Genomic DNA, 20,623 nt, shown 5'->3' on the forward strand with positions numbered 1-20,623 from the left:
CAATGACGCGCGAGGACGATATTGAAGTATTGGCGCTGAACAAGACAAAAACATGATTTACGGATCTTTTGACGGTCCAATTGTAAGATGTTGTGTTAAGCTAGTTATGAACGGATTGAGAAATGACTGAATTTTCCATTATCGTTTTGGCAACTGGCGATAACCTTGGTTTGCAGACAACAATGCAGTTGCTTTCAGCTGACCCTGCTCTCAATCTTGACATCACTATCCTTGCACCAGCGGGAACGATCATATCCCCGTCGGGATGGCTGGAAGGATCAGTTCAGTATTTTGAAGGTGACATCGGGAAAGCCTTGCGTGAACGGGCTGCTTCACTCCCCGGAAAGCTAATGGCCGTCATCCAGGCAGGAACGCTGCTGTCACCCGAAGCGATTAGAGCAGTAGCGCAGGCGCGTCGCGCGGACGCCGCAACCTTTGTACTGGGTGCGGCCATTACTCCAGGTGACGCACAGGCGCTTGAACCGACCACCATAGAATTGACGGAGGCACTAGCACAAAGCGCATTGCTGGGGATAATACCGCCCCTGTCTCAATCAGCTTTTGTCGAACCGGCGCTATATCGAGCCCTCGGTCCCTGGTGGCCGGGTGACGGGGAACATGCCTTCGCAGGGGCCTTGGGCGCCATTCTGACCAGCCGCGTCCCGGCATCCTTCCTGTCCCATCCACTGGTCTTTCTTCCTGAAGTCGGGCAGCCTACTATAGTAGCTGATCAATATGATCGCCTGCGGGCCAATTTTCCCGAATTTCTGCTGGGTAATGATGACGCCGATATGATCGCGTCAATCGTCAACGGGCACGATGCGCGGGATGTAGCGAGCCGCTTGATCTCATTTCGTTCGCCTCGATTGAATATTGCGCTTTGTCAGGAACTGACCAAGCAGGGACGACGGCAGGAAGCTATCGAGGTATTTGGCGGAGTCGATTGGACCCGTGGGCCAGCAAAGGTCGTTCATACCGCATCCTTGCGGGAACGCGCACCGCTTTTCACTGTCCTGATTGCAACCTTCAACGCTGCCGCCGATCTGCCAGCTACATTGCGGTCCATCGAGGCACAGAACCGCGGCGATATAGAATGTATCGTGCTGGATGGCGGCTCGCGTGACGATACGCTGAAAATTGCCGCTCAGTGGCCGCATGTCGTTTCACAATGCTTCAGCCAAAGGGACGACGGCTTGTATGATGCCCTCAACAAAGGGCTGCTCGTCGCACGCGGCTCATTGATTGGGATTGTTGGTGCAGGCGACGTGTATCTGCCCGGCGGCCTGGATGCTGTCGCGGACGCCTTCTACCGCGAAGGGGCTGACGTCTACGGGGGACAGACGCTGGAACTGCGCAACGATGGCACATTGCATAAGCGCAAGGATGAACCCTGGGGGTTGAACGCCTTCGTCAGCGGCGGACCGGTCGGGCATAACGGCATGTTCGCAACCAGGTCGATATATGAAAAGGTCGGCTATTTCGGTCGGACTTATCCGATGGCCGAAGACACGCGCTGGATGCACCGCGCCATTCATGCCGGGGCCAGTTTTAGCTATGTGGCGCAGCCGGTCGTCATGTTCCCCCTGACCGGAATGTCCAACAACAATCCAGATTTGGTCTGGCAAGAGGCAGGTGGCCTTATACGGCAAAACTTCCCGGATGTTCCGCTGGAGCATGAAGACGCTCTTGCCCTGCTATACGGATCGAGGGGGTGGAGCCCGCCGGAAACGGTCCGCCCCGTATTGCAGAAATATAACAGCCTCGCCCTCAATCTTAGCATGGCCGAAGCATTACGCGCAGAAAATGTCCCACTAGAAAAAATTCTTGAAATATTCGACGGCGTCAAGTGGGACGAAATCGCAGATCTTTACAATATCCAAAATAAAAAATACGTTGGATTTAAATTAGAAACACCTTTACTGTCCATTGTACTTCCTTCCTATAATGTCGGGCAATATCTCGGAAAGACACTCTACACCATCTTGTCACAAGGTTTTGACGATCTGGAAGTGATCGTCGTCGATGATGGTGGACCTGATCATACGCTGGCTGTTGCTCGTGCTTTTGAAGCACTTGATGGCCGTGTCAAAATCCTGTCGCAACCCAACGGCGGCCTTGCTCAGGCACGATTGTCGGGACTGACAATCTGCCGGGGCAAATATGTTTGGTTCGTCGATTCCGACGACCATCTTCGCGCCAACAGCCTAGGCCGCATTGCGCGCGTGCTGCGCGAAGAATCGCCTGACGCTCATCTCGTCAATTTTGCATTCATAGATGAAAATGGCGTTATCAGTAATGATTCCATCGCGAAGCCTGCGCTGGTCGGTATGGTGTGGCGACCAAGTCGCAGTGAAGAACTATATTGCTCTATCGCAGGATGGAATGCGCAGACATGGCGTTTCATTGTCAAAAAGGAATTATTGGAACGTCATCACCTTACGTTCCCGGTTGGATATTATTATGAAGACCATCATTTTGCTCTAAGTTTAGTACATGCGGTCGATAACATATATATTGATCCCGTTGTTAGCTACTATTACCTGCGGCGGTCGGGGTCGATCATGACCGTGCGTTCAAAGCGCGTGTTCGATTTCCTGCATATACGTCGCCTGTGTCTCGACTTCCTATCAGCCCAAGGGCTTTTGTTCCGCATGCCTGGGCTGGCATTAACATATGCTATGCCTTCCATGTTCATCGAACATATGGTCGATGATGCCTTTAAATTGGAATTCGTCACTGCGGTGCTGGCCGATTTGCGGGATGATGAACGCAAGCTCATCTACCGTTACGGTGGCAGCGCCGAATTGAATATGATCCGTACCTACTCGCCGGACTGGATTGCCCATTGGGGACAGCAGGACGGCGGCAAATATCAAGCCATGATGAAAGCCTCCGAAAGGATTTTCGTCCCATCCTCTCAGGTCGGTGAAGGACTTCATCCGCTTTCCAGCACATTAAGGCAGCATGAGGTGGTCGGCCTGTGGGACGTGGAGGATGGGTCGTCTATCCCCGGCGCGCCATCGGCCTTTGCTTGGAGCAACGGGCAGGATGTTTTTGTCCGCCTGGACTTGCGGGGTTATTCGCGTCCGGTTTTCCATATCCGTTTCCGTAACGTGATCGAGGGTCAGGCGGTTCTGTTTGAAACGGATCGGTTCATGTCAAGCTGGCCCTGTATCGGCCCTGACATCAGCAAAAGAATCGAGTATAAATTCCCGCTCGACAAATCCGGGGACGATGCGATCGTCCATATGCGTGCGCTCGTCCGTTCATTCATGCAAGGACGCGAACTTGGCTTCATCATAGAATCGCTGGATGTATTCGACGAGGATATTGGTGGGCACCTGCCCACGATCGTGCCGCGCATGCAGTTTCAGCCGGTAGTCGCTGGCAAGGATAGCCGTACCGACAGCATGTATGTGGACGTGCGGGTCCAGCAGGAAAGCCGCCCTTATGTGATTGTTGGCGACCAGTGCGACGTTGGCGGGTCATTTGTGTTCGAACGTGGGATCGGCCAGATCACCATCGGCGACAATACATCGATCGGCGGCGGCAGCCTGCTTATCTGCACCCAGCCAGATGGCATTCGTATCGGCCGAAATGTCATGTTATCGTGGGACGTCACCGTGATGGACAGCAACGCCCATTCGCTGGATCGTACAATGCGCGAGAATGATGCGGATGACTGGCGTGTCGGTCTGCTGCGAGGGCAGATGGGTACGTTCAAGACATGGTATGATGTTACATCAGCGCCGATTGTCATTGGTGACGGTGCCTGGATCGGCTTTGGGTCGGTTGTCATGAAGGGTGTCACCATCGGCGAAGGGGCAGTTGTCGCCTCTCATTCGGTCGTCACGAAGGATGTCCCCCCTACTGCGTTGTCGGTGGTAATCCTGCTAAGATATTGTCGCGACCATGTAATACGGAAGAGGCTCAGTCCGTTGATCGAAAGTCGATCAAGGCTGAAGTCTCGGCCTGATTGGGCCGTAGAATTGAGGTATTGACGTCTAAGACTGGCCTGGAACGGATGCCAGATTGCCATCTGATAGGAAATTGTAATGAGAAATATCGCCATTCGCTTTGAGCTGGACGAAGACTGGATTGGCGGCAGCTATTATTTCCGCAATCTCATTTCCGCCTTGGCGCTTCTTCCTGAAGAAGAGCAGGTCTTCATCTATATCATTTGCGAAAAAATGCAGTCGGTGTCGTTCCTGAGAGAATCGGGCTATCATCATATCGGCTGGGTGAAGACGTCGGAATATGATTCCCGGACCGGCGAACCTCCGTTCGACGCAATATTTCCCTATCCCGACAGCGACGAGGAATCCACAATCACTATTTCTTGGATTCCCGATTTCCAGGAACTGCACCTGCGCCAGTTCTTCTCGGACAATGAGATCGCTCAGCGTCAAGGGCATCACCGTCGTCGCTTCGCAACGGCTGGACTTATCGTGAGCAGCCATGATGTCGCAAACGATGTGCAAACATTCTATCCCGGAGAATGTCAAAATATTGCAGTCGTCCGTTTTGCCAGCTTCGACAAATTTGACGCAAGCAAATGCAAGGACATCAGAGCGAAGTATAACATGCCCGCTCGTTACATCATCTGCGCCAATCAGGTCTGGATCCACAAAAACCATATCGTCATCATGCGGGCGGTTTACCTGTTGAAGCAGCGGGGGATATATGTCGATGTCGTCTTTACAGGCAAAGAGTCCGATTATCGCGTCCCTGGCTATTCCGAAATGCTTAAGCAGCAAGCCGTTGAATGGGGCATCCAGGATCGCATTCATTTTCTTGGCTTCATTCCCCGCGAAGATCAACTCTGTCTGATGAAAGAAGCGGATTATGTCGTCCAACCATCGCTGTTTGAGGGCTGGTCGACAGTGATCGAGGATGCGAAAGCGATGGGGAAGTTCATTGTCGCATCGGACCTCAACGTTCACAAGGAACAGTTGCCAAGCGGTGGGCGCTTTTTCTTTCGTCATGACCCCAAATCACTGGCTGATGTCATGCAGGAGGTCTCCTCTCAAGCGACGCCACTTCTCGCCACGATCGACTATCATGACGCGAGACGTAACTTCGCAAGGGATTTCCTCGCGGCCGTCGATCAGTTCCTGCCGAGTCAGCCGCGATCGCCGCAGCGACAGGTCGCACTGGACCGGATCGTCCACGCTTCGCAGGCGAATATGAGGAATATCGACCAGATCGAAATCCGCGATCATCGGATTACGGGCCTCAGTCCGGTGGAAGGCCCCTATCAGGAAAGCGGGCTGACGATGGAATTCCGTTGGATGAATGGTCAGGAATTTGAGATTCCAGACTGTTTGATCAGCGCAAATACAGCAGTTATACAATTGACTTTTCGGAACATTTGCCGCGATCAGTGGCTGCAGATCTATGTCAATGATAACGTGTTGAAAGCTGAATTTCAGGTTGAGCGCTTCGACCTTGGCTATCAACAGCAAATAGCGGTGGATTTGAGTGATTTTATTAATCAGCGCTGTTCGATCAAAGTTCGGGTCGACAAGGTTGTGGTCAATGATGTCCGTACCTTAGGACTTTTGGTTGAGAAGATCGATTTTTGTCCTGTTGGAGGCTGATTCATCTCCTATCACTGTCTGGTTCGATCCTGCCTGAACTTGGCATAAGTTATTCATGGTTTGTCGATCCGTTCGGCGTTTAAGCGGAGATATCAAAATGCTTGATGACATGACGAATCCGAGTAATAGCTTGATAGACAATGGATTATGGCAGCTTCAACGTCTGTCCGTGTATCTTGGGCAGCGTCGGCGATGTCTATGACAAAGACTGGCCAATCTAGCGCCCATACCTCGCAAATTCCATCCTCACCCGACATCTACCGGATCATCTCCCATCAGGCCTGTACTGGTGGGACATTGATCAGTCGCTTTCTGGCGTCCTATCGTAAAGTAGCATTGATCAGCGAGGTTTCGCCGGACGGGCCGGATCAGTTCGTCCGTTTCGATCCTTTCATGCCCATTTCGCAACTCGGCTCGTTGAGTATCGTCAAATCACGGAAGCAGCGCGACGCCTTGTTCACGGACCAACTGGCGCTGTCGCAACGTTGGTGTCGGATGAGCGACCGCATCCTTATATTGCGCGAGCACGCTCATTCAACATATATGGTATCAGCACGGAAAATCCGGGGAATTCAAAGATGTATCCCAACCGGCGCTGTTGAAAAAAGCATCATCACCGTCCGCCATCCGATTAGCAGCTATCTTTCGCTTATCAAAAGTTTTCCGCATGAATATTTGAACTTCGATCATTATTGCGAACGATACATCATATACATCAGGAAAAACGCTTCCGTCCCGCGCTATCAGTATGAAGATTTTTGCCAGCATACGGCTGTAACAGCGAAAAAAATTCTCGGGGCGCTGCATCTTGAGGATCGCGACCTGGGTATTCAGGGCGATTGGGCATCCGTAACCTTGACTGGTAATAGCGGCAGGCATCGCCACTCCAACGTTATCATGATCCCAACCGTGGAAAAGGAGGTTATATCGCACGGTGAGAAATTGGGGCGTGAATCCGCGGCTTGTCGTCAGTTATGCGACCTTCTGGAGTATGATGCCGATTATAGGCGCTTCGCAAAAAGCCAGAACCGGATCGCGGGCGACATGTCTTGAAGCCGTAAGCTTAATGTTGTCGCTTCACTGACCAGGGCTTAGTCTTAGCGCTACGCTTCACATGTTCGGCAACTTCCTGTGACGACGGCTGACGATAACCATCAAACGGATAGCCTGTCCGTGTAAAATTGGGGTTGTAGGCGGGGTCGAGAAAAATCTCTCGTCCCCAGCGGCGATGCAGGCTTTCTAGTTCGGCTTGATCCCAATCAATCATCTCGGCCGTCAGATTGCTCCCACGCGAAACCGATTCATGATGGATCATAATGATATCAGGACAATAAATGACTAGCGCGCCTGCTTCACGCACGCGCAGACACATATCCACATCGTTATAGGCGATGGCAAAGTTCTGTTCATCAAAACCGGCTAGCTGATCGAACATCTTGCGGGGCATAGCCATGAATGCGCCCGTAACCGCGGCACTGGCATGACTGCGGGACCAGCGCCCTGCAGGCCCTTCAGATCCCGATTCCTGCCATCTGCCTTCATGCTGTGGCCCACCCTCGTCGAGACCGAACATGATGCCCGCATGCTGAATGCCACCTTGTGGATAGTGCAGTCGTGCGCCAACTGCCCCAACTTCGTCATCACGAGCCAGGAGCTGCTTCAAAATGCCGTCCCAGGCCTGACTTTGCATTTCCGTGTCATCGTTGAGGAAAAGCAGAATATCAGCCGTACAATCGCGCGCAGCGATATTGTTAGCTCGGGACCAGTTGAAGGGTTCGTCGAAGTCGATGACATCCGTGCCCTCACGCCGGGCCAATTCACGCAACAGTACCTTGCTTTCGGGTAGAGCCGTCCGGTTACTGACTATCCTGATGTCAATCTGATCCGGCCTGTCGGCAAATCGCAGCAAGCTATCTATACAGGGTTTCAGCAGAGCAGGATTGTCACGTGTCGGTATGATAACGCAGATTCGTGCTTCGTTATCGATATCCGATACAGATATTGTCGTGCCGACGCTTCCGGCCTGCCATTGTCCACTACGCGAGGCCAAGGGTAGCGGAATATGCGCTACGCTCCCCTTGCCTGCCGCTTCCGAAAGATATTCCGCGATCGTATGATCCTCAGCCGAAATCTGCCTAAGCAGAATGGCGGCAGGAGCGATGGCCGCGTCATTGAACCAATAGCGATCATAGACCGGCTGCAGAACGGGATCGCTATAGTGAGGGCCGTGTTTCCAGTCCCGTTCGACCCGGTCGTGATCGCAATAGGCGGCCGCGCAGTCCGTTGACCTAGTCCAGTCGAACCAATCCAACGCTAACGGATGCAGTACGGTTCCGGCATCGATCAAGAGCGTCCAGCCCTCAAACGTTTCATCTGCCTGTCCCCTAGTGCGGAATCGGACACGGGGATCAACATGTGCAAGACTGGCAACAGGATGATTTACGCCGCCTTCATCCGCCAGAACCGTCGCGGTCCAGCCAAGCAATGACTGCGCCAACAGGCTCTGCAGCGATCCTCTGATCGCAGATGGCGGTACGCCCTGTGCCCGTATCAGGATATGGAGCGGCTCTCGAAGGGACGCACGCATGTCAATAGGCGCTCTGACAGCCAGTGTAGTACGATAATCATGATAGCTGTTAGGCAGGAAAACGGAAAGATCGTCTAGTTCACGTTGCCATCTGGTCGCTTCGCGTATCGACAATGTCAGGCCCTTTATAGCATCGGCCATGCTCGTCCTACGCCCTGCCAGCCGTCCCTGCTCCCCCCGCGCGCCATAGGTGACGAGTTCGGCTCTGGCGTTCCTGATCGACGGATCAAGTCGCAGGGTTTCGACAAAGGCAGCTATGGCTGCCGATCGCATCCCCATCGCCTTGCGCGCGATCCCCAGCCCAAGCCAAGCCGTTGCCATACCAGGGCGCAGCTCGATGGCGCGCTCATAGACTTGAGCTGCTTCGAACACGGCGCCCGATCGACGCAAGGCATGTCCGTACTGAACAGCCACCCTGGCGCTGAAGGGAATTCTACGGGCAACATCTGCCCAAAGAGCAACTGCCCTTTCCCAATCCGCCTGTTCCAGACTGGACTTGGCCCTACGCGACGCGAGACGGGCATGGAGTATCCCGAACAACCTGACCGATATCGATGACCGCCTCTTTGACATTAGGCTTCACGCCTGATGCAGGACTTCATCATAACGCTGATACGCTTCCTCGACATCGTTAAATTCGAAAAGCCTTCCGTCAGTAATTAACCCGATTTTGGAACAATAGGATCGGACGAAGTCGGGATGATGCGATACGATGATATGAGCACGGTCGGCCCGTTTGACGAACAGTTCCTCATGACATTTTTCGTAGAACCGCTGGTCGCCCACGGCGATCACTTCATCGATGAGAAAACAGTCAAACTCTATCACCATGGATAAGGCGAAGGCGAGACGTGCCCGCATACCTGATGAGTAAGTGCGAATGGGTTCATCCAGGAACCGACCTAGTTCCGTGAAATCTTTTACGAAATCGACCTTATCCTGATAGTCCACTCCATAAATGCGGCAGACAAAACGCAGATTATCAATCCCGGTAAGCGAACTTTGGAATCCGCCTACGAAAGCCAAAGGCCAGGACAAGGACATGCCTCTGGTCAGAGTGCCGGACGTAGGTTGCTCAGCGCCGCTTAATATGCGGATCATGGTTGATTTGCCAGCACCGTTACGCCCCAATATTCCAATTTTCTCTCCGCGTTCGACCCGCAGGTTGATGCCTTTGAGTACCGAAATGGGACCGTGCGTTGTGGGATATACCTTAGTGATATTATGAAGTTCGATCATCCCGGAGTCACTCTGTTTGCAATATAGCGAACCTGGATCAGGCCAAGGATGGTGAGCGTGAGATTGACGCCTATCATATAGTTCATATCGTAAATCGCATGGACCCGGGACCCAAAAAAGCCTTCACGAACATATTCGACGCCATGGACCATCGGGAACCAGAGAATGAAGTCTCTGAAATGAGGCGTCAACGAACTCACGGTGAAGGCGGCGCCGGATAGGGGGAACAACAGATAGGTGGCGGGATGCCAGAGCTTCTCGATCACGTCGCTGCGCTCGCTCAACGACCCGATGAACATGCCGAGACTAAGGCCGAACCAGCCCAGCATAGTCCAACCAACAATCACTTTGAGCACGTCCTCCGGCGGTTCGATCCAGCCTAACCACCAGAAAAACAGAGTTAACAGTACAAAAGATGTGGTCGCACCCGCCCCTTCGAGAAGACAGCGCGAAAAATATATGTCAAAAAGCCGGACATTGCGATGGAACATCAGCGACGCATTTGGTTCGACTGCATGGACGCAACGTCCGGGCATGTTCCGCCACAGCAGGACGCTGGAATAGCCAGTAAGCGCAAAGGCGGTAATCGGAAGCGAACTGCCGTGGCCCGCTCCCGTGGCAGTCCATAGCGCAGTAACACCCAGCGTGAACAGCATAGGTTCAACGAATAGCCACAGAAACCCAATATTGTGACGGCCATAGCGTGTCAGGGCCTCGCGCATCAGCAAGGCCCAGATGACACGACGTTGCACTGCCCACGATTGTAGAAAACGGGACACTGCTCCGGGAACCGCAGTAGCCATTAGGGTTGATGCTCTTTGATACCTGCGAATAGCAGCGTGAAAACGCCATAGAGGACGAGTCCAAGGATGAAGGTCGACAGGATACCCTTCAGACGTTTAGGCTCTGCCGCGTTGTCAGGCAAGCTGGGCTGAGCGATGCGTTCAATATAGATTTGCTGCCGCCGTGCCTCGTTCTTGGCAGATTCCAGCGATGCCAAGGCAACGGACAGCTGCTTGATAGCAAATTCATTCTGGAGCGAAAGGCGTTCATAACCAGGGGTCTTACCAGCCAATGACTGCTGACCGCCAGCAATCTTTCCCATTTCCTGACCCATCTGCCGACGAATGCTCGCTACGCGCTGCTGAAGCACCGGCACCTGCGGATTGTCTGCAGCAAACTGACGCAACTCGTCCAACTGCGTCTGGGCCGCAATCATTTCATCCTGCAACTTCGACACAAGCTGAATCTGGACGCTGGCCTGCTTTTCAGGATCGACAACGCCGCCACGGTTCCTGAAATCAGAAAGAGCTTCTGCCGACCGCGCCGCCCGCTCCTTGGCTTCCTCGACTTCACCCTCCGCATAGCGGATAAGGTCGTTACGGCCACGATTGTTCAGCTTATTGACAAGCGCCTCGCCCTGCTGAAGCAGACGTTCGTTGATCCGCTGAGCATCCTGCGGCGTGTATGCGCGAACGCGGAGTGTCGTGACTGACTTGCTGCCATCATAGGTCGCAGTAACCCGAGATTGCATGTACCTATACAGTTCTTCGTTACTTGCTCCGGTAAATGATGAACCAAAACGGTTGAAGAAGCTAATTTCAGGCCGACTGTAAGCGTTCGTGACGAGCTTATCGCGGTTGAGATTCTGCAATGCATCGCGCGAATTCATGTATTCTTCGACAGCATATATTTCATCGCTGGCACCTGAGCGCGATGCGCCGGTTATCAGGGAGTCAATACCGAACGCCTGTTCCTTCTTTTCCGTCCTGACGACGAAATGAGATTGGGACACATAAACGTCTGATGCAATGAAGCCGAAATAAATCGCCGCCAGAATAGTTGGAATTATAACGAAAATCGCGAAAATCGGTTTAATTTGACGAACCTTGCCCATGAGATTCTGGTGCGAGGTTTCTTCGAAATGCTCTTTATTTTGCACCATGCAATCGACTCATTTCTCCGTAAACTCATTCCAGATCCGCACAATGGTGTAATGCCCGATCTGGCATATCCGCCCATGGCGTAATGGGCCGAGATTGTCACGGCTTAAATATACGGGCCTGTTCGAGATGTCATTTGCAAAACACACGACCGGGACGAAGCGAGCGCAACACGCAGCTATGACGTGATTCCAGTTCCACCAGAAACCATCCTCTATTAGGGGACGTTGTGCAAGCGGTTGGCGCCCACATCGGGATTGACCTCAGCCTTGGTTACGACAACCGACTTGCCACCGGTGCCGACACCATCGAACAGATTGTCTCTCACCTGGAACATATTGCCGCCATCAAGCAGCACACCGACACCATTGTTAGGAACCGCGAAAATATTATGATCGATCACGAATCCGAAAAATGACTTGCCACCTCCCTTTACATTGATCGCCGTAGGAGCATAACCAAACTGATTTCCGGTAATGATGCCATAAGTGAAAATGGTTTTCCCATTGCCTTGATCCAGAAGGATGTTTTGACGAGTTGCATTCTCAAAACTGTTGCCCTGGATCAGAAGGATGCTGGTGCCGATCTCGCCGTTGGGCGAAAGGATAAAGCTGTCGACCAAGCCATTGAATTTGTTGTCGATCACACGTAACCCGCCTGATGATTCCTGACGGATGCCGGCCCCACCGGAACCGCCGAAAAAACATCCTGTGACGCTGTTATCGCCACTATCGGCATTGGTCAGGTTGCGAATGAGTAGCGCGGCGTGGGTTCCGGCCTTCCCATTGAACGGACAGTCGCGAATACGAGCATCGGAACAGCGTACAAGATCGACACCGACATAATAACCGTACATGCGTACCCGTTCGACCGCTGAAGAATAGTTGATCTTGCTTGCGCCAGGATCAAGCCGGATATAAGCGCCGCCCGTCCGCTGAACTGAACTGTAGATGGTAAAGTCACGGAATTCAGCGCTTTCCACGCCGGTATGAACAAATATATCGTTGCTTTGATGAACCACTTCGATCGAGCAAACCGATTTTCCGGCACCACGAAATATAACAGGCTTACCGCCGGTTCGCGTCGGTCCCGCCCTTAAGAAGATGCCTGGTGGAATATATACTTCGCCACCCGTCGACGGCAAAGCATCAACTGCCGCCTGAAAAGCAGCGTCATTGAGCGTCTTTGCATCCCCCTTTGCCCCATGAGCTATGACATCCTGCGATGCTCCACCAGAACCGGAGGCTGCCCGACAGGCTGTCGTTGTCAGCAGCAGCAGGCCACCAGTCCCCGCCCCGGCAAGAAACATGCGTCGATCCATAACGTCACCTCGAATTTCCGGGACGACTGACTGAACGTAGTCAATCTGAACCCACCGTTACCGCGATCCGAAATACTCGGCAGCCGACCAGTCGACCGGCAAATCACGCAGGACCTCACAAATCTGGCCTGTATCCTGTTGCCGGTCCAGCCAAAAAGACGAGCAAAAGACCAGAAGCTGCTTTGGTTAGACGCGCTAGATACTTATCGCTAGAGCGCGATGCATCCGCAAAAACAGGAAATGTAATGGCTTGCGACACTGACGCGTCCGGATATCTGAGTCCGACAATCTTCACCATGGCCGTCGATGCGCTGCCGCTGATTTCCCTGGATTTATGTGTCACTAACGCATCCGGTCAATTGATGCTCGGATTGCGCAAAAACCCTCCCGCTCAAGGTTTCTGGTTCACGCCCGGCGGTCGAATCCGTAAGGGAGAAAGCCAGCATGCCGCTTTCCACCGCCTGATGGAAGAAGAACTCGCGTTGGGGCAGGTAACCTTTGATCGAGCCGCGCTGATGGGGGCATGGGACCATTTTTACGAAGATAGTGCGTTCAGCAGCAAGGTCAGTACACATTATGTGAACCTGCCTTATTGGATCTCGCTGACCCAGGAAGAAGAAGCGCAAATTTCCATGACCGGTCAGCATGTCGATTGGCGCTGGTTCGAGGTGCCCGGGCATAAGGATGATATTGTGCACCCCTATGCCCAAGCTTATCTTGATTGGATTGCCTGCCATCGAGCGGTTGGGTAGACAATCAGGCCCGGCCGCGCGTTTTGCCTCCGCAAGAGCCAAGCCGGATCATTATCAAAACCGTAGCCGCACCCCGGCCGTCATGCTTTCGCGATGATTGTCGCTGCCGGTCTGGGCATCGACGGCGGAAAACAGCTCAAGCCCGCCTTCCAGGCGATAGGCCATGCCTGCCGACACGGCGCCTACCATCTTCGCTCGCTGCGCGCCCGTCGCGATCAGCATCGTAGGCGTGCGGGCATAGCCGCCGATGGCGGTTGGCACTCGCCCCTTATACTGGGCGCGCAGGCCAAGGCCGACATAGGGGCGGAACGCCGCATCCGAACTATCGGCGCGGGCGAAGCGGAAACCCGCATCGCCAAAGAGCGCGTCATGTCGGTCCCGCGCGACGGTCAACCCGAATAGGCTGCCTGTTTCGGTCGCGCGATCGCGGATGGTGCGGACATAAGTAACGCCGACCTTGGGCGTCAGCGCCCAGTCGCCGCCGGTGGACATGGCATAGCCGACCGACAAGTCGCCGACCAAGCTGCGCAGATCATAGCGGGCGAAGGCCGTGTCGCCATTGGGCAGCGCCCGCGTCGTGCGAGCTTCCCCACCGTCGAAGAGCGCAGATGCGGAGACCTGCAACCCGTTCGCTGCATAACGCCCATGCACACCCGCGACGAAGCCGTAGGTGCGATTGGACGCGTCCAGCGCACCGATCCGCTGGCGGCTGTCGAGATAGCCCCCTAACGCGCCGATCGACCAGTCGCGATTGCCGATCCCGATCCCGCCGATCAGGCCATAGCCGTGTGTCTGAGTGCCGGATGTCCCTGCCCCCGCGTTACCACTCAATCGGTGCCACTGCCCCATGGCCTGTCCGAAGGTGAAGCCATGGACATCATCGCCATCGGTGGCGGCAAAGCCGGGACCGCGCGCGGTGTCGACCAGCGTCAGCGCCTGGTCCACGCCCAGCTGCGTTGCGGACGCATAGGGTTCGGGCGTCAGGCGGGCAAAGCCGCGCGGATCGGATGCCCCGTTCGCCAGCAACAGCGTCGGCAACGCCGCGAACAGCGGGCTGGTCGCGGGCTGCGCCTGAATGGCCGTGTTGGCATAAGCGATGCTGCGCGACACTTGCGGGCTGAACGCCGCATTGTCCAGGAACTGGCCGAGCAGCTGGATGCGGTCGGCGCGCTGGACGACGAAGCCGAACAGCGATGCCGCCTTGTCGATCGTCGTATAGTTGCCTGTGATCCCGCCGCTTGCAACGATCAGGTCATAGGATGTGCCGGGTCGGATCTGCCCTTCGGCCACGATGCGCAGCGTTGCGCCGGAGGCAATGGTGACATCGCCGTTGACCCGCAACTGGTCGGCGATGGTCGGCGTGATTTCGAACAGCGATGTCGATCCGCTGGCCAGCGCGACATTGCCGTTGACCGTCATCACGCCCGGCGACGCGCCGGGGCTAAGCGTACCCGAAACGGCGATATTGCCGTTGACGGTGCCCGCCGATCCGAAGGTCGCGCCCGACCGCACGGCGATCTGCCCTGCGTTGATGATCGATCCGGCCAGGCCGACCAGGCGGCCGCCCGACAGGTCGATAGTACCGAAGGCGGCGCTGCCCGACACGGTGGCGAAACCACCGCTCATCCCCAGCGCCTCGACATTGGCGACATTGGCGAAGGCGACCGTGGCCGCGCTGCTGCCACCCGACAGCTGGATGACGTCGTTGCCCGCACCGCCATCGACCGACCCAGCGAAGGCCCCGGCGATGGTAAAGCGGTTGTCGCCCGCGCCGAATGTCACCGGAGCGTTCAACGATGCGCCCGCCGCGACCGTCAGGCCCGTATTGGCAGCGACGCGCTGATAGGCATGGGTGCCGGTCAGCGTAAGCGTGCCGCTGCCTTCGGTTCCCAATATCTCGAAATCCGTGAACAGGCCGGTGCCCAGCGTGCGGTCGCCCGCCAGTTCCAATATGGCGGTATCGGTGCCCGAACCGCCGCTGACGGTGCCCGCCAGCGTCGCGCCCGCAGACAGGCGGAAACTGTCGTCGCCGCCGCCCAGATCGATGATCCCGGCGATCGTACCGCCTCTGGCGACGGTCACCGACTGCCCGCCATCGCCAAAGCCGATTCGTTCATTGGTGGCGCCGAGCGTGCCTATGACGGTCAAGGCGCCGCCTGTCAGCGCGACGCTTTCGAAGCCGGTCGCCATGCCCGCCAGCGTGACAGGCGCATTGACGGTAAAGCGCACAATGTCCGCGCCCGCGCCGCCCGCATAGAGCCCGCTCGCCAGCTTGGTGCCCAGCGCCAGCACATCGTCGCCCGCGCCCATCGTCGCCACCGCGATATCGCCATCGACGCTCAGCGTCTCGGCAGCGTCCGTTCCGGTCACGACGCCCGCGGCAAAGCCGTTCAGCGTCAGGTTCAGACCCGTGCCGTTCAGCGCGACCGCCTCGAAATTCTGGTCGAGCGTCAGCGCCAGCGTGCCATTCCCCTTCACCGACAGCCGTTCAAAGCCGGTGCGGCGACCAATGCCGCTGCGGTTGCCCGCCAGCATCACGGTATAGAGGTCGTTGCCCGCGCCGCCATCGATGCCCCCCGCGACGCTGCTGCCCGCTATGTCGACAAACTGGTCGTCGCCTGCGCCCAGCAGGACCTCGCCGCCGATGGCGCCGCTGTTGACGACGCGATCATTGCCCGCGCCCAAGTCGACATGACCCGCGATGGTGCCTGCATTGATCACCGTTTCGGCGGCGTCCCCGCCCGCGATCGTGGTCGCGCCCGCGCTGGACAGCGTCTGGCCCGCCGCGACCGTGACGGTGCCGCCCGACAGGCCGATCGTGTCGAAACGGAAGGTGCCGGAATAGGCGACGCTGCCATTGCCGATCTGGCTGAAGCGTTCGAAATTGACGAACTGGTCGCCATCCACCGCCCCGCCCCGCGTCGCGTCGACGATCAGCCTATCAGTGCCTTCGCCGCCGTCGACCGTGCCGATCAGTAAGGCGTCGGCCGCCTGAAGGAAGATGTCGTCCCCCGCGCCGAGCCGCACATGACCTTCGATCCGACCGTAATTTTCGATGCGATCATTGCCCCGGCCTAGGTCGATGGACCCGATGATCGTGCCGGTATTGACGATCCGGTCATCGGCGGTGCCGATTGTCTGGATCGCGCCTGCCACGGTGGTCAAACCGATCGAGCGGGCCAGCAGGTCATTGGCCGCCAGCAGCGTGTCGCCGCCGCCCCGGATCGTTCCGCTGTTGGTCAGGTCAAGGCCCGTTCCAGACACCAGCAACGCGACCGATTTCGCCCTGCTCGTCTCGATCGTACCGGCATTGGCAATCGTCCCGGTCACGCCATTGGCGGTCTGAATGCTGAGCGCCGTGGTCAGGTCGGTCACGGGTGCCGTGGTATAAACATAGCCCGGAAAGCTATAATACCTGTAGGTTCCTGTGACGCCGTCGCCGCTCGCACGGATGGTGCCGCGATTGTCGACGACATAGGTCGACGCTGCACTGCCGAGCACCTGGAGCGAAACGCCGACGCCCGCATTGCCGGACGCGGTGATCGTGCCGCTGTTGGCAAGGGCGACCGCCGCCGCGCCATTCGTAATAGCCGGATAATAGGCGCTGCCGCTGCTGACGACCAGGGCCGTACCGTTCGCGTTGCTGATTGTGCCGCGATTGTCGATGGCCAGCCTGGCCGGTTCCGCCTGCTGCGCGAAGGCTGCACTGATCAGCGTCCCGCCGTCGATCGTCCCGCTGTTGACCGCGGAAGCGCCGGACAGGTCCTGGCCGCCCAGGCTGACGGCGCTGACGACACCGGAGGATGCGATCGTTCCGCTATTGTCGAATAGCAATGCGCCTGACGAGAGCCATTGCGATACGGCGCTGGTCGCCAGCGTCCTGCTGCCGACTGTTCCGCTGTTCATGAACGACCGGATGTCGCCATTCACCCCGCGCAGGATCGTTCCTCGGTTGTTCAGCGCCGCCAATGGCATGCCGCTTCCCACGCCGGGAGCGAAGATGGGCAGGTAGGTCAGCACCGCGCCATCTATCGTCGCATCATTAACGATGGTGCCGTCTCCCTGAAGATAAAGGTCGTTGGCGATGCGGTTTGCCGCCGTCAGGGTGACGCTGGTGTCGGCGCCCAGCGCCTCGACATAGTCTGCCTCGAAATTGATGCCCGGCCGGTTGCCCAGCGCGATCGTGCCACTGGCCTTGCGCGAATAGCCGAAAACGTCGAAGCCCGCGCCGCCGTCGATCGTCCCGGTCACACCATGGCTGTCGCCGGTCTGAATGAACAGGTCGGACCCCTGGCCGAAGGTCAGGTTGCCGGTCAGAGTGCCGCCATCGGCAATATAAACGCTTGGGCTATAGCTGTAGGGGGCTGTCGTGATGTTGCCGACAATGGCGCCACGATTGACGACCGTGCCCCCGCTGGACAGGTCAATCGCAGTCGCACCGCGGATCGTGCCTGTGGCTTCGTTTGTCAGTCGGCTGCCATAACTCAGCATAACTGCTGTCGCCCTGCGGCTTTCGATCGTGCCGCTGTTGGTCAGGCTGGTTCTAGGATTATAGCCCGACTGGGCCGCAACACCGTCCACCCGTATCGTGCCGCTGTTGGTCAACGTCGTAAAGCCGGTTACCCCGGTGGCGTTCGCCCCCGCACTGTCGGTGATGGTGCCGCCGTTGACGACGGTACGCACATTGCTGATGGCGGTGGCGTTGCCGGTCAGGCTAATCGCGCCTGTATTGGTGACGCTCGTTCCGCCGCTGATGGCCATGGCGGGATAAAAGCGTCCTGCCGCGCTTGTGACGCTGATCGTCCCGTTATTGCTGATGTCGGCCGATCCCCCGGAAATGGCGGCAAGTATCGAAAAAGCATTATTCGGGCTGTTCGCGGTCAGCGTCAGCGTGCCGTCATTGACGATCGTCAGCGCCCGAGCCAGTCCGTTGCTTACACCGGTCAACTGGTCAGTTGTAGGGATCGTCGCGTCAATCAGATTGCGATCGGCGATCGATACGCTTCCGTTCAGCGTCACTGTCCCGTTCCCGGCCAAGCCGATGGTCGCGACAATCGGGGCAGCCGTGGAGAGCGTCAGTTTTGCGTCGTTCCACAATTCATAAGCCAGGGCTTCGAATCCGTTTATCAACGCCAACGCCGCACCAGCGTCACCTTTGACCCGGTATCGCAGTAAATCCCAGCCAGCACCCGCATCCACACCGCCAGCGGCACCTGCCAACGGCCGCGAAGCCGCACTGTCTAGGTCCACGACCAACTGGTCGTCGCCGCCGCCCAACCGGATCGCGCCAGTGACGCTGCCGCCATTGTCGATGAAAATGTCGTTGTTCGAATCCAGGCTGTAGGGCGACGCCAGATTGACTGTGCCTGTGATTTGCCCAGAATTGGCGATGGTGGCACGGCTGCCGCCGCTCAGGATACCGCCCGTTATCCGGCCCATTGCGCCGTTTAGCAACGTGCCGCCGTCGATGGACACGCCAGTGGTGCCGCCGGAAATCGCGCCGCTGTTGGTCAGGCGCCCGCTCCACAGCATGACACCGCTATTGCCGCTGGTGATTGTGCCACTGTTGGTGAAGGAACCACTTGTCAGGGTGAGGCCGGAGGTCGCGCCTGCGATGGTGCCGCTGTTGGTCGAAACATCCGATGCATATATGGATACCCCGTTCGCACCGGTCGAGCGGATCGTACCGCTATTGGTCAGGACGCCATAGCCGATCATGGCTGCCGTGCCGCTGGCGGTAATGGTGCCGCTATTGGTAAGTCTGCGGTCGACCGAGGCGCCAGCGCCGCCATTTGCAGTGATCGTACCGCTGTTCGTGATCGTCTGGGCGCGCACCGCATAAAGGCTGCTCGACGACATCGTAGAAACGATGGAACCTCTATTTTCGAATTGCGGGTTGCCGACGAGCGATGCGATCGTGATGGCCGGACCGTTGGTGGCCAGGGCCGCTTGGTTCACCACTGTCCCTGTGCCGCCGATCTGAATGGCGGTGCCGGATGTGAAACCGGCTTCCAGCGTCACGGTCGCGTTATTTGCTAGATCGAAGCCAAGCCGTTCGAAATTGACCGGCAATGCGACTGTGCGGAAGGTTGCATCGGCATCCACCCCCAATTCTATCGTATCGGTGCCGCCGCCGCCGTCTATTAGGCCGGTAATGGAGCTGATCCGTCCCGACGCGGCATGATAACGTGCACGCAGCGTGTCGTCGCCTGCGCCCAGGGCCAGATTGCCGTTGATCGTGCCGCTGCGCGTGTCGATCATGCTCCCCTGCCCACCAGCGGCAGTCGAGATGACTGATCCGCTGATCGTGCCGCTATTGGTCAGCGATAGACCACCGGTGGTGCGAATTGCGGTCGTCCCTCCGCCGATCACGCTATTTGCGGCATTGCTCACCACCAAATAGCCGGGGGCGCTCACCGTCGGTGCTTGGCCGTTTGAGACAATACGCCCTGTATTGGCGATATAGAGCCCCTGATAGGTGGAGGCGACAGCGCTGCTGCTCCCGCCGTCGATAGTGCCGGCATTGGTGAGATAGGATAGATTGCCGGTGATGCCACCGATCCCGCCGGTCGCGCGGTTGTTGATCGAAAATGTACCGAAATTGCCCTGATCCGCAACAATCGCGGGACCAGCGGTTCCGGTGATCGTCCCGGCATTGTCGATCGTCGCCGATATGAAGCCTCTGTCGTTGTTTGGATCACGGCGGAGCACTATGCCTTGCGCACCGGTGATCGTCCCGCCCGCCATGACGGATATGCTGGCGTTGGCCGAGGGATAGACGGTGACAGTGCTGCCAGGGAAGCAATAGTCCGGCGAAGCCCCTGCATAGGGATCGTTACCACAAATCCTGGTCGTTACCGGGCCTGTGGTAACAAATAATCCGGGCTTGCCCACGCCGCCATCGACGAGACCTCTGATCTCGAAATTGGCGCTGGTCGATCGCGACAGGATCGCCGCCGCTGCATTGCCGGGGCGGACCGTTGCGCCCTGCGCAACGACGATACGGCTATTGGCGGCGTCTACGATCAGCCCGTCGCTATCGGTGTCCGTGCAATTGTTGGTCGCATTGGCGACGGTAGGATCAGGGGTGCATGCAGCAAAAGCGGGGTCCGCCACCAACAGCGCGCTCAGCATGGCACTCGTCTGCAATGCAAGCACACGTACATGCCGTCCACGCGGCA

At 56.9% G+C, this 20,623-nt stretch carries 10 protein-coding genes; 4 read left to right on the forward strand and 6 right to left on the reverse strand.

Annotated features, from left to right (window positions below; translation table 11 throughout):
* The first annotated feature begins 122 nt into the window (after positions 1–122).
* From U5A82_RS20640 to U5A82_RS20650, 3 genes are all read left to right on the forward strand, one after another.
* Entirely contained in the window at positions 123–4,001 is a 3,879-nt protein-coding gene (locus U5A82_RS20640; protein ID WP_326292720.1) for a glycosyltransferase, read from the forward strand.
* Between the two features lie 54 nt (positions 4,002–4,055).
* Positions 4,056–5,600 carry a glycosyltransferase family 4 protein gene (locus tag U5A82_RS20645; RefSeq protein WP_326292721.1) on the forward strand — a complete coding sequence of 515 codons (1,545 nt, stop codon included), beginning with the start codon at positions 4,056–4,058 and terminating at the stop codon, positions 5,598–5,600.
* 198 nt (positions 5,601–5,798) lie between these two features.
* Entirely contained in the window at positions 5,799–6,653 is an 855-nt protein-coding gene (locus U5A82_RS20650; protein ID WP_326292722.1) for a hypothetical protein, read from the forward strand.
* A 10-nt stretch (positions 6,654–6,663) separates the two neighbouring features.
* Here U5A82_RS20650 and U5A82_RS20655 read toward each other — a convergent pair whose 3' ends face one another.
* The 5 genes from U5A82_RS20655 to U5A82_RS20675 all read right to left on the reverse strand — a co-directional run bounded on the left by U5A82_RS20655 (position 6,664) and on the right by U5A82_RS20675 (position 12,678).
* Positions 6,664–8,577 carry a glycosyltransferase gene (locus U5A82_RS20655; RefSeq protein WP_326292723.1) on the reverse strand — a complete coding sequence of 638 codons (1,914 nt, stop codon included), beginning with the start codon at positions 8,575–8,577 and terminating at the stop codon, positions 6,664–6,666.
* Positions 8,578–8,766: 189 nt separating this feature from the next.
* Positions 8,767–9,426 (reverse strand): ABC transporter ATP-binding protein, encoded by a 660-nt coding sequence (locus U5A82_RS20660; RefSeq protein ID WP_326292724.1) that lies wholly within the window; start codon positions 9,424–9,426, stop codon positions 8,767–8,769.
* A complete protein-coding gene (locus tag U5A82_RS20665; protein WP_326292725.1) occupies positions 9,423–10,229 on the reverse strand; it encodes an ABC transporter permease in 807 nt (268 codons plus the stop codon). Before U5A82_RS20665 ends, U5A82_RS20660 begins: the two co-directional genes overlap by 4 nt.
* The gene (locus tag U5A82_RS20670; protein WP_326292726.1) at positions 10,229–11,371 is read right to left on the reverse strand and encodes a KpsE/RkpR family capsule polysaccharide export protein; all 1,143 of its coding nucleotides are present in this window, start codon (positions 11,369–11,371) and stop codon (positions 10,229–10,231) included. Before U5A82_RS20670 ends, U5A82_RS20665 begins: the two co-directional genes overlap by 1 nt.
* Positions 11,372–11,586: 215 nt before the next feature.
* Complete coding sequence (locus U5A82_RS20675) at positions 11,587–12,678, reverse strand: glycosyl hydrolase family 28-related protein (RefSeq protein WP_326292727.1); 1,092 nt, start codon at positions 12,676–12,678, stop codon at positions 11,587–11,589.
* 257 nt (positions 12,679–12,935) lie between these two features.
* On the opposite strand from U5A82_RS20675, the gene U5A82_RS20680 reads away from it, so the two are divergent.
* Entirely contained in the window at positions 12,936–13,442 is a 507-nt protein-coding gene (locus U5A82_RS20680) for a GDP-mannose mannosyl hydrolase (protein WP_326292728.1), read from the forward strand.
* Between the two features lie 54 nt (positions 13,443–13,496).
* Here U5A82_RS20680 and U5A82_RS20685 read toward each other — a convergent pair whose 3' ends face one another.
* On the reverse strand, positions 13,497–20,576 hold the full coding sequence (locus U5A82_RS20685) for an autotransporter outer membrane beta-barrel domain-containing protein (protein WP_326292729.1): 7,080 nt from the start codon (positions 20,574–20,576) through the stop codon (positions 13,497–13,499).
* Positions 20,577–20,623: the final 47 nt, after the last annotated feature.

The sequence above is a fragment of the Sphingobium sp. CR2-8 genome, from assembly GCF_035818615.1.
In the GTDB taxonomy this organism is placed as follows: domain Bacteria; phylum Pseudomonadota; class Alphaproteobacteria; order Sphingomonadales; family Sphingomonadaceae; genus Sphingobium.

Coding starts and splice junctions, on each gene's coding strand:
- U5A82_RS20660 (WP_326292724.1), bottom strand. CDS start 9,426: ATGATCGAACTTCATAATATCACTAAGGTATATCCCACAACGCACGGT.
- U5A82_RS20685 (WP_326292729.1), bottom strand. CDS start 20,576: ATGCTGAGCGCGCTGTTGGTGGCGGACCCCGCTTTTGCTGCATGCACC.
- U5A82_RS20665 (WP_326292725.1), bottom strand. CDS start 10,229: ATGGCTACTGCGGTTCCCGGAGCAGTGTCCCGTTTTCTACAATCGTGG.
- U5A82_RS20650 (WP_326292722.1), top strand. CDS start 5,799: ATGACAAAGACTGGCCAATCTAGCGCCCATACCTCGCAAATTCCATCC.
- U5A82_RS20670 (WP_326292726.1), bottom strand. CDS start 11,371: ATGGTGCAAAATAAAGAGCATTTCGAAGAAACCTCGCACCAGAATCTC.
- U5A82_RS20680 (WP_326292728.1), top strand. CDS start 12,936: ATGGCTTGCGACACTGACGCGTCCGGATATCTGAGTCCGACAATCTTC.
- U5A82_RS20640 (WP_326292720.1), top strand. CDS start 123: ATGACTGAATTTTCCATTATCGTTTTGGCAACTGGCGATAACCTTGGT.
- U5A82_RS20675 (WP_326292727.1), bottom strand. CDS start 12,678: ATGTTTCTTGCCGGGGCGGGGACTGGTGGCCTGCTGCTGCTGACAACG.
- U5A82_RS20645 (WP_326292721.1), top strand. CDS start 4,056: ATGAGAAATATCGCCATTCGCTTTGAGCTGGACGAAGACTGGATTGGC.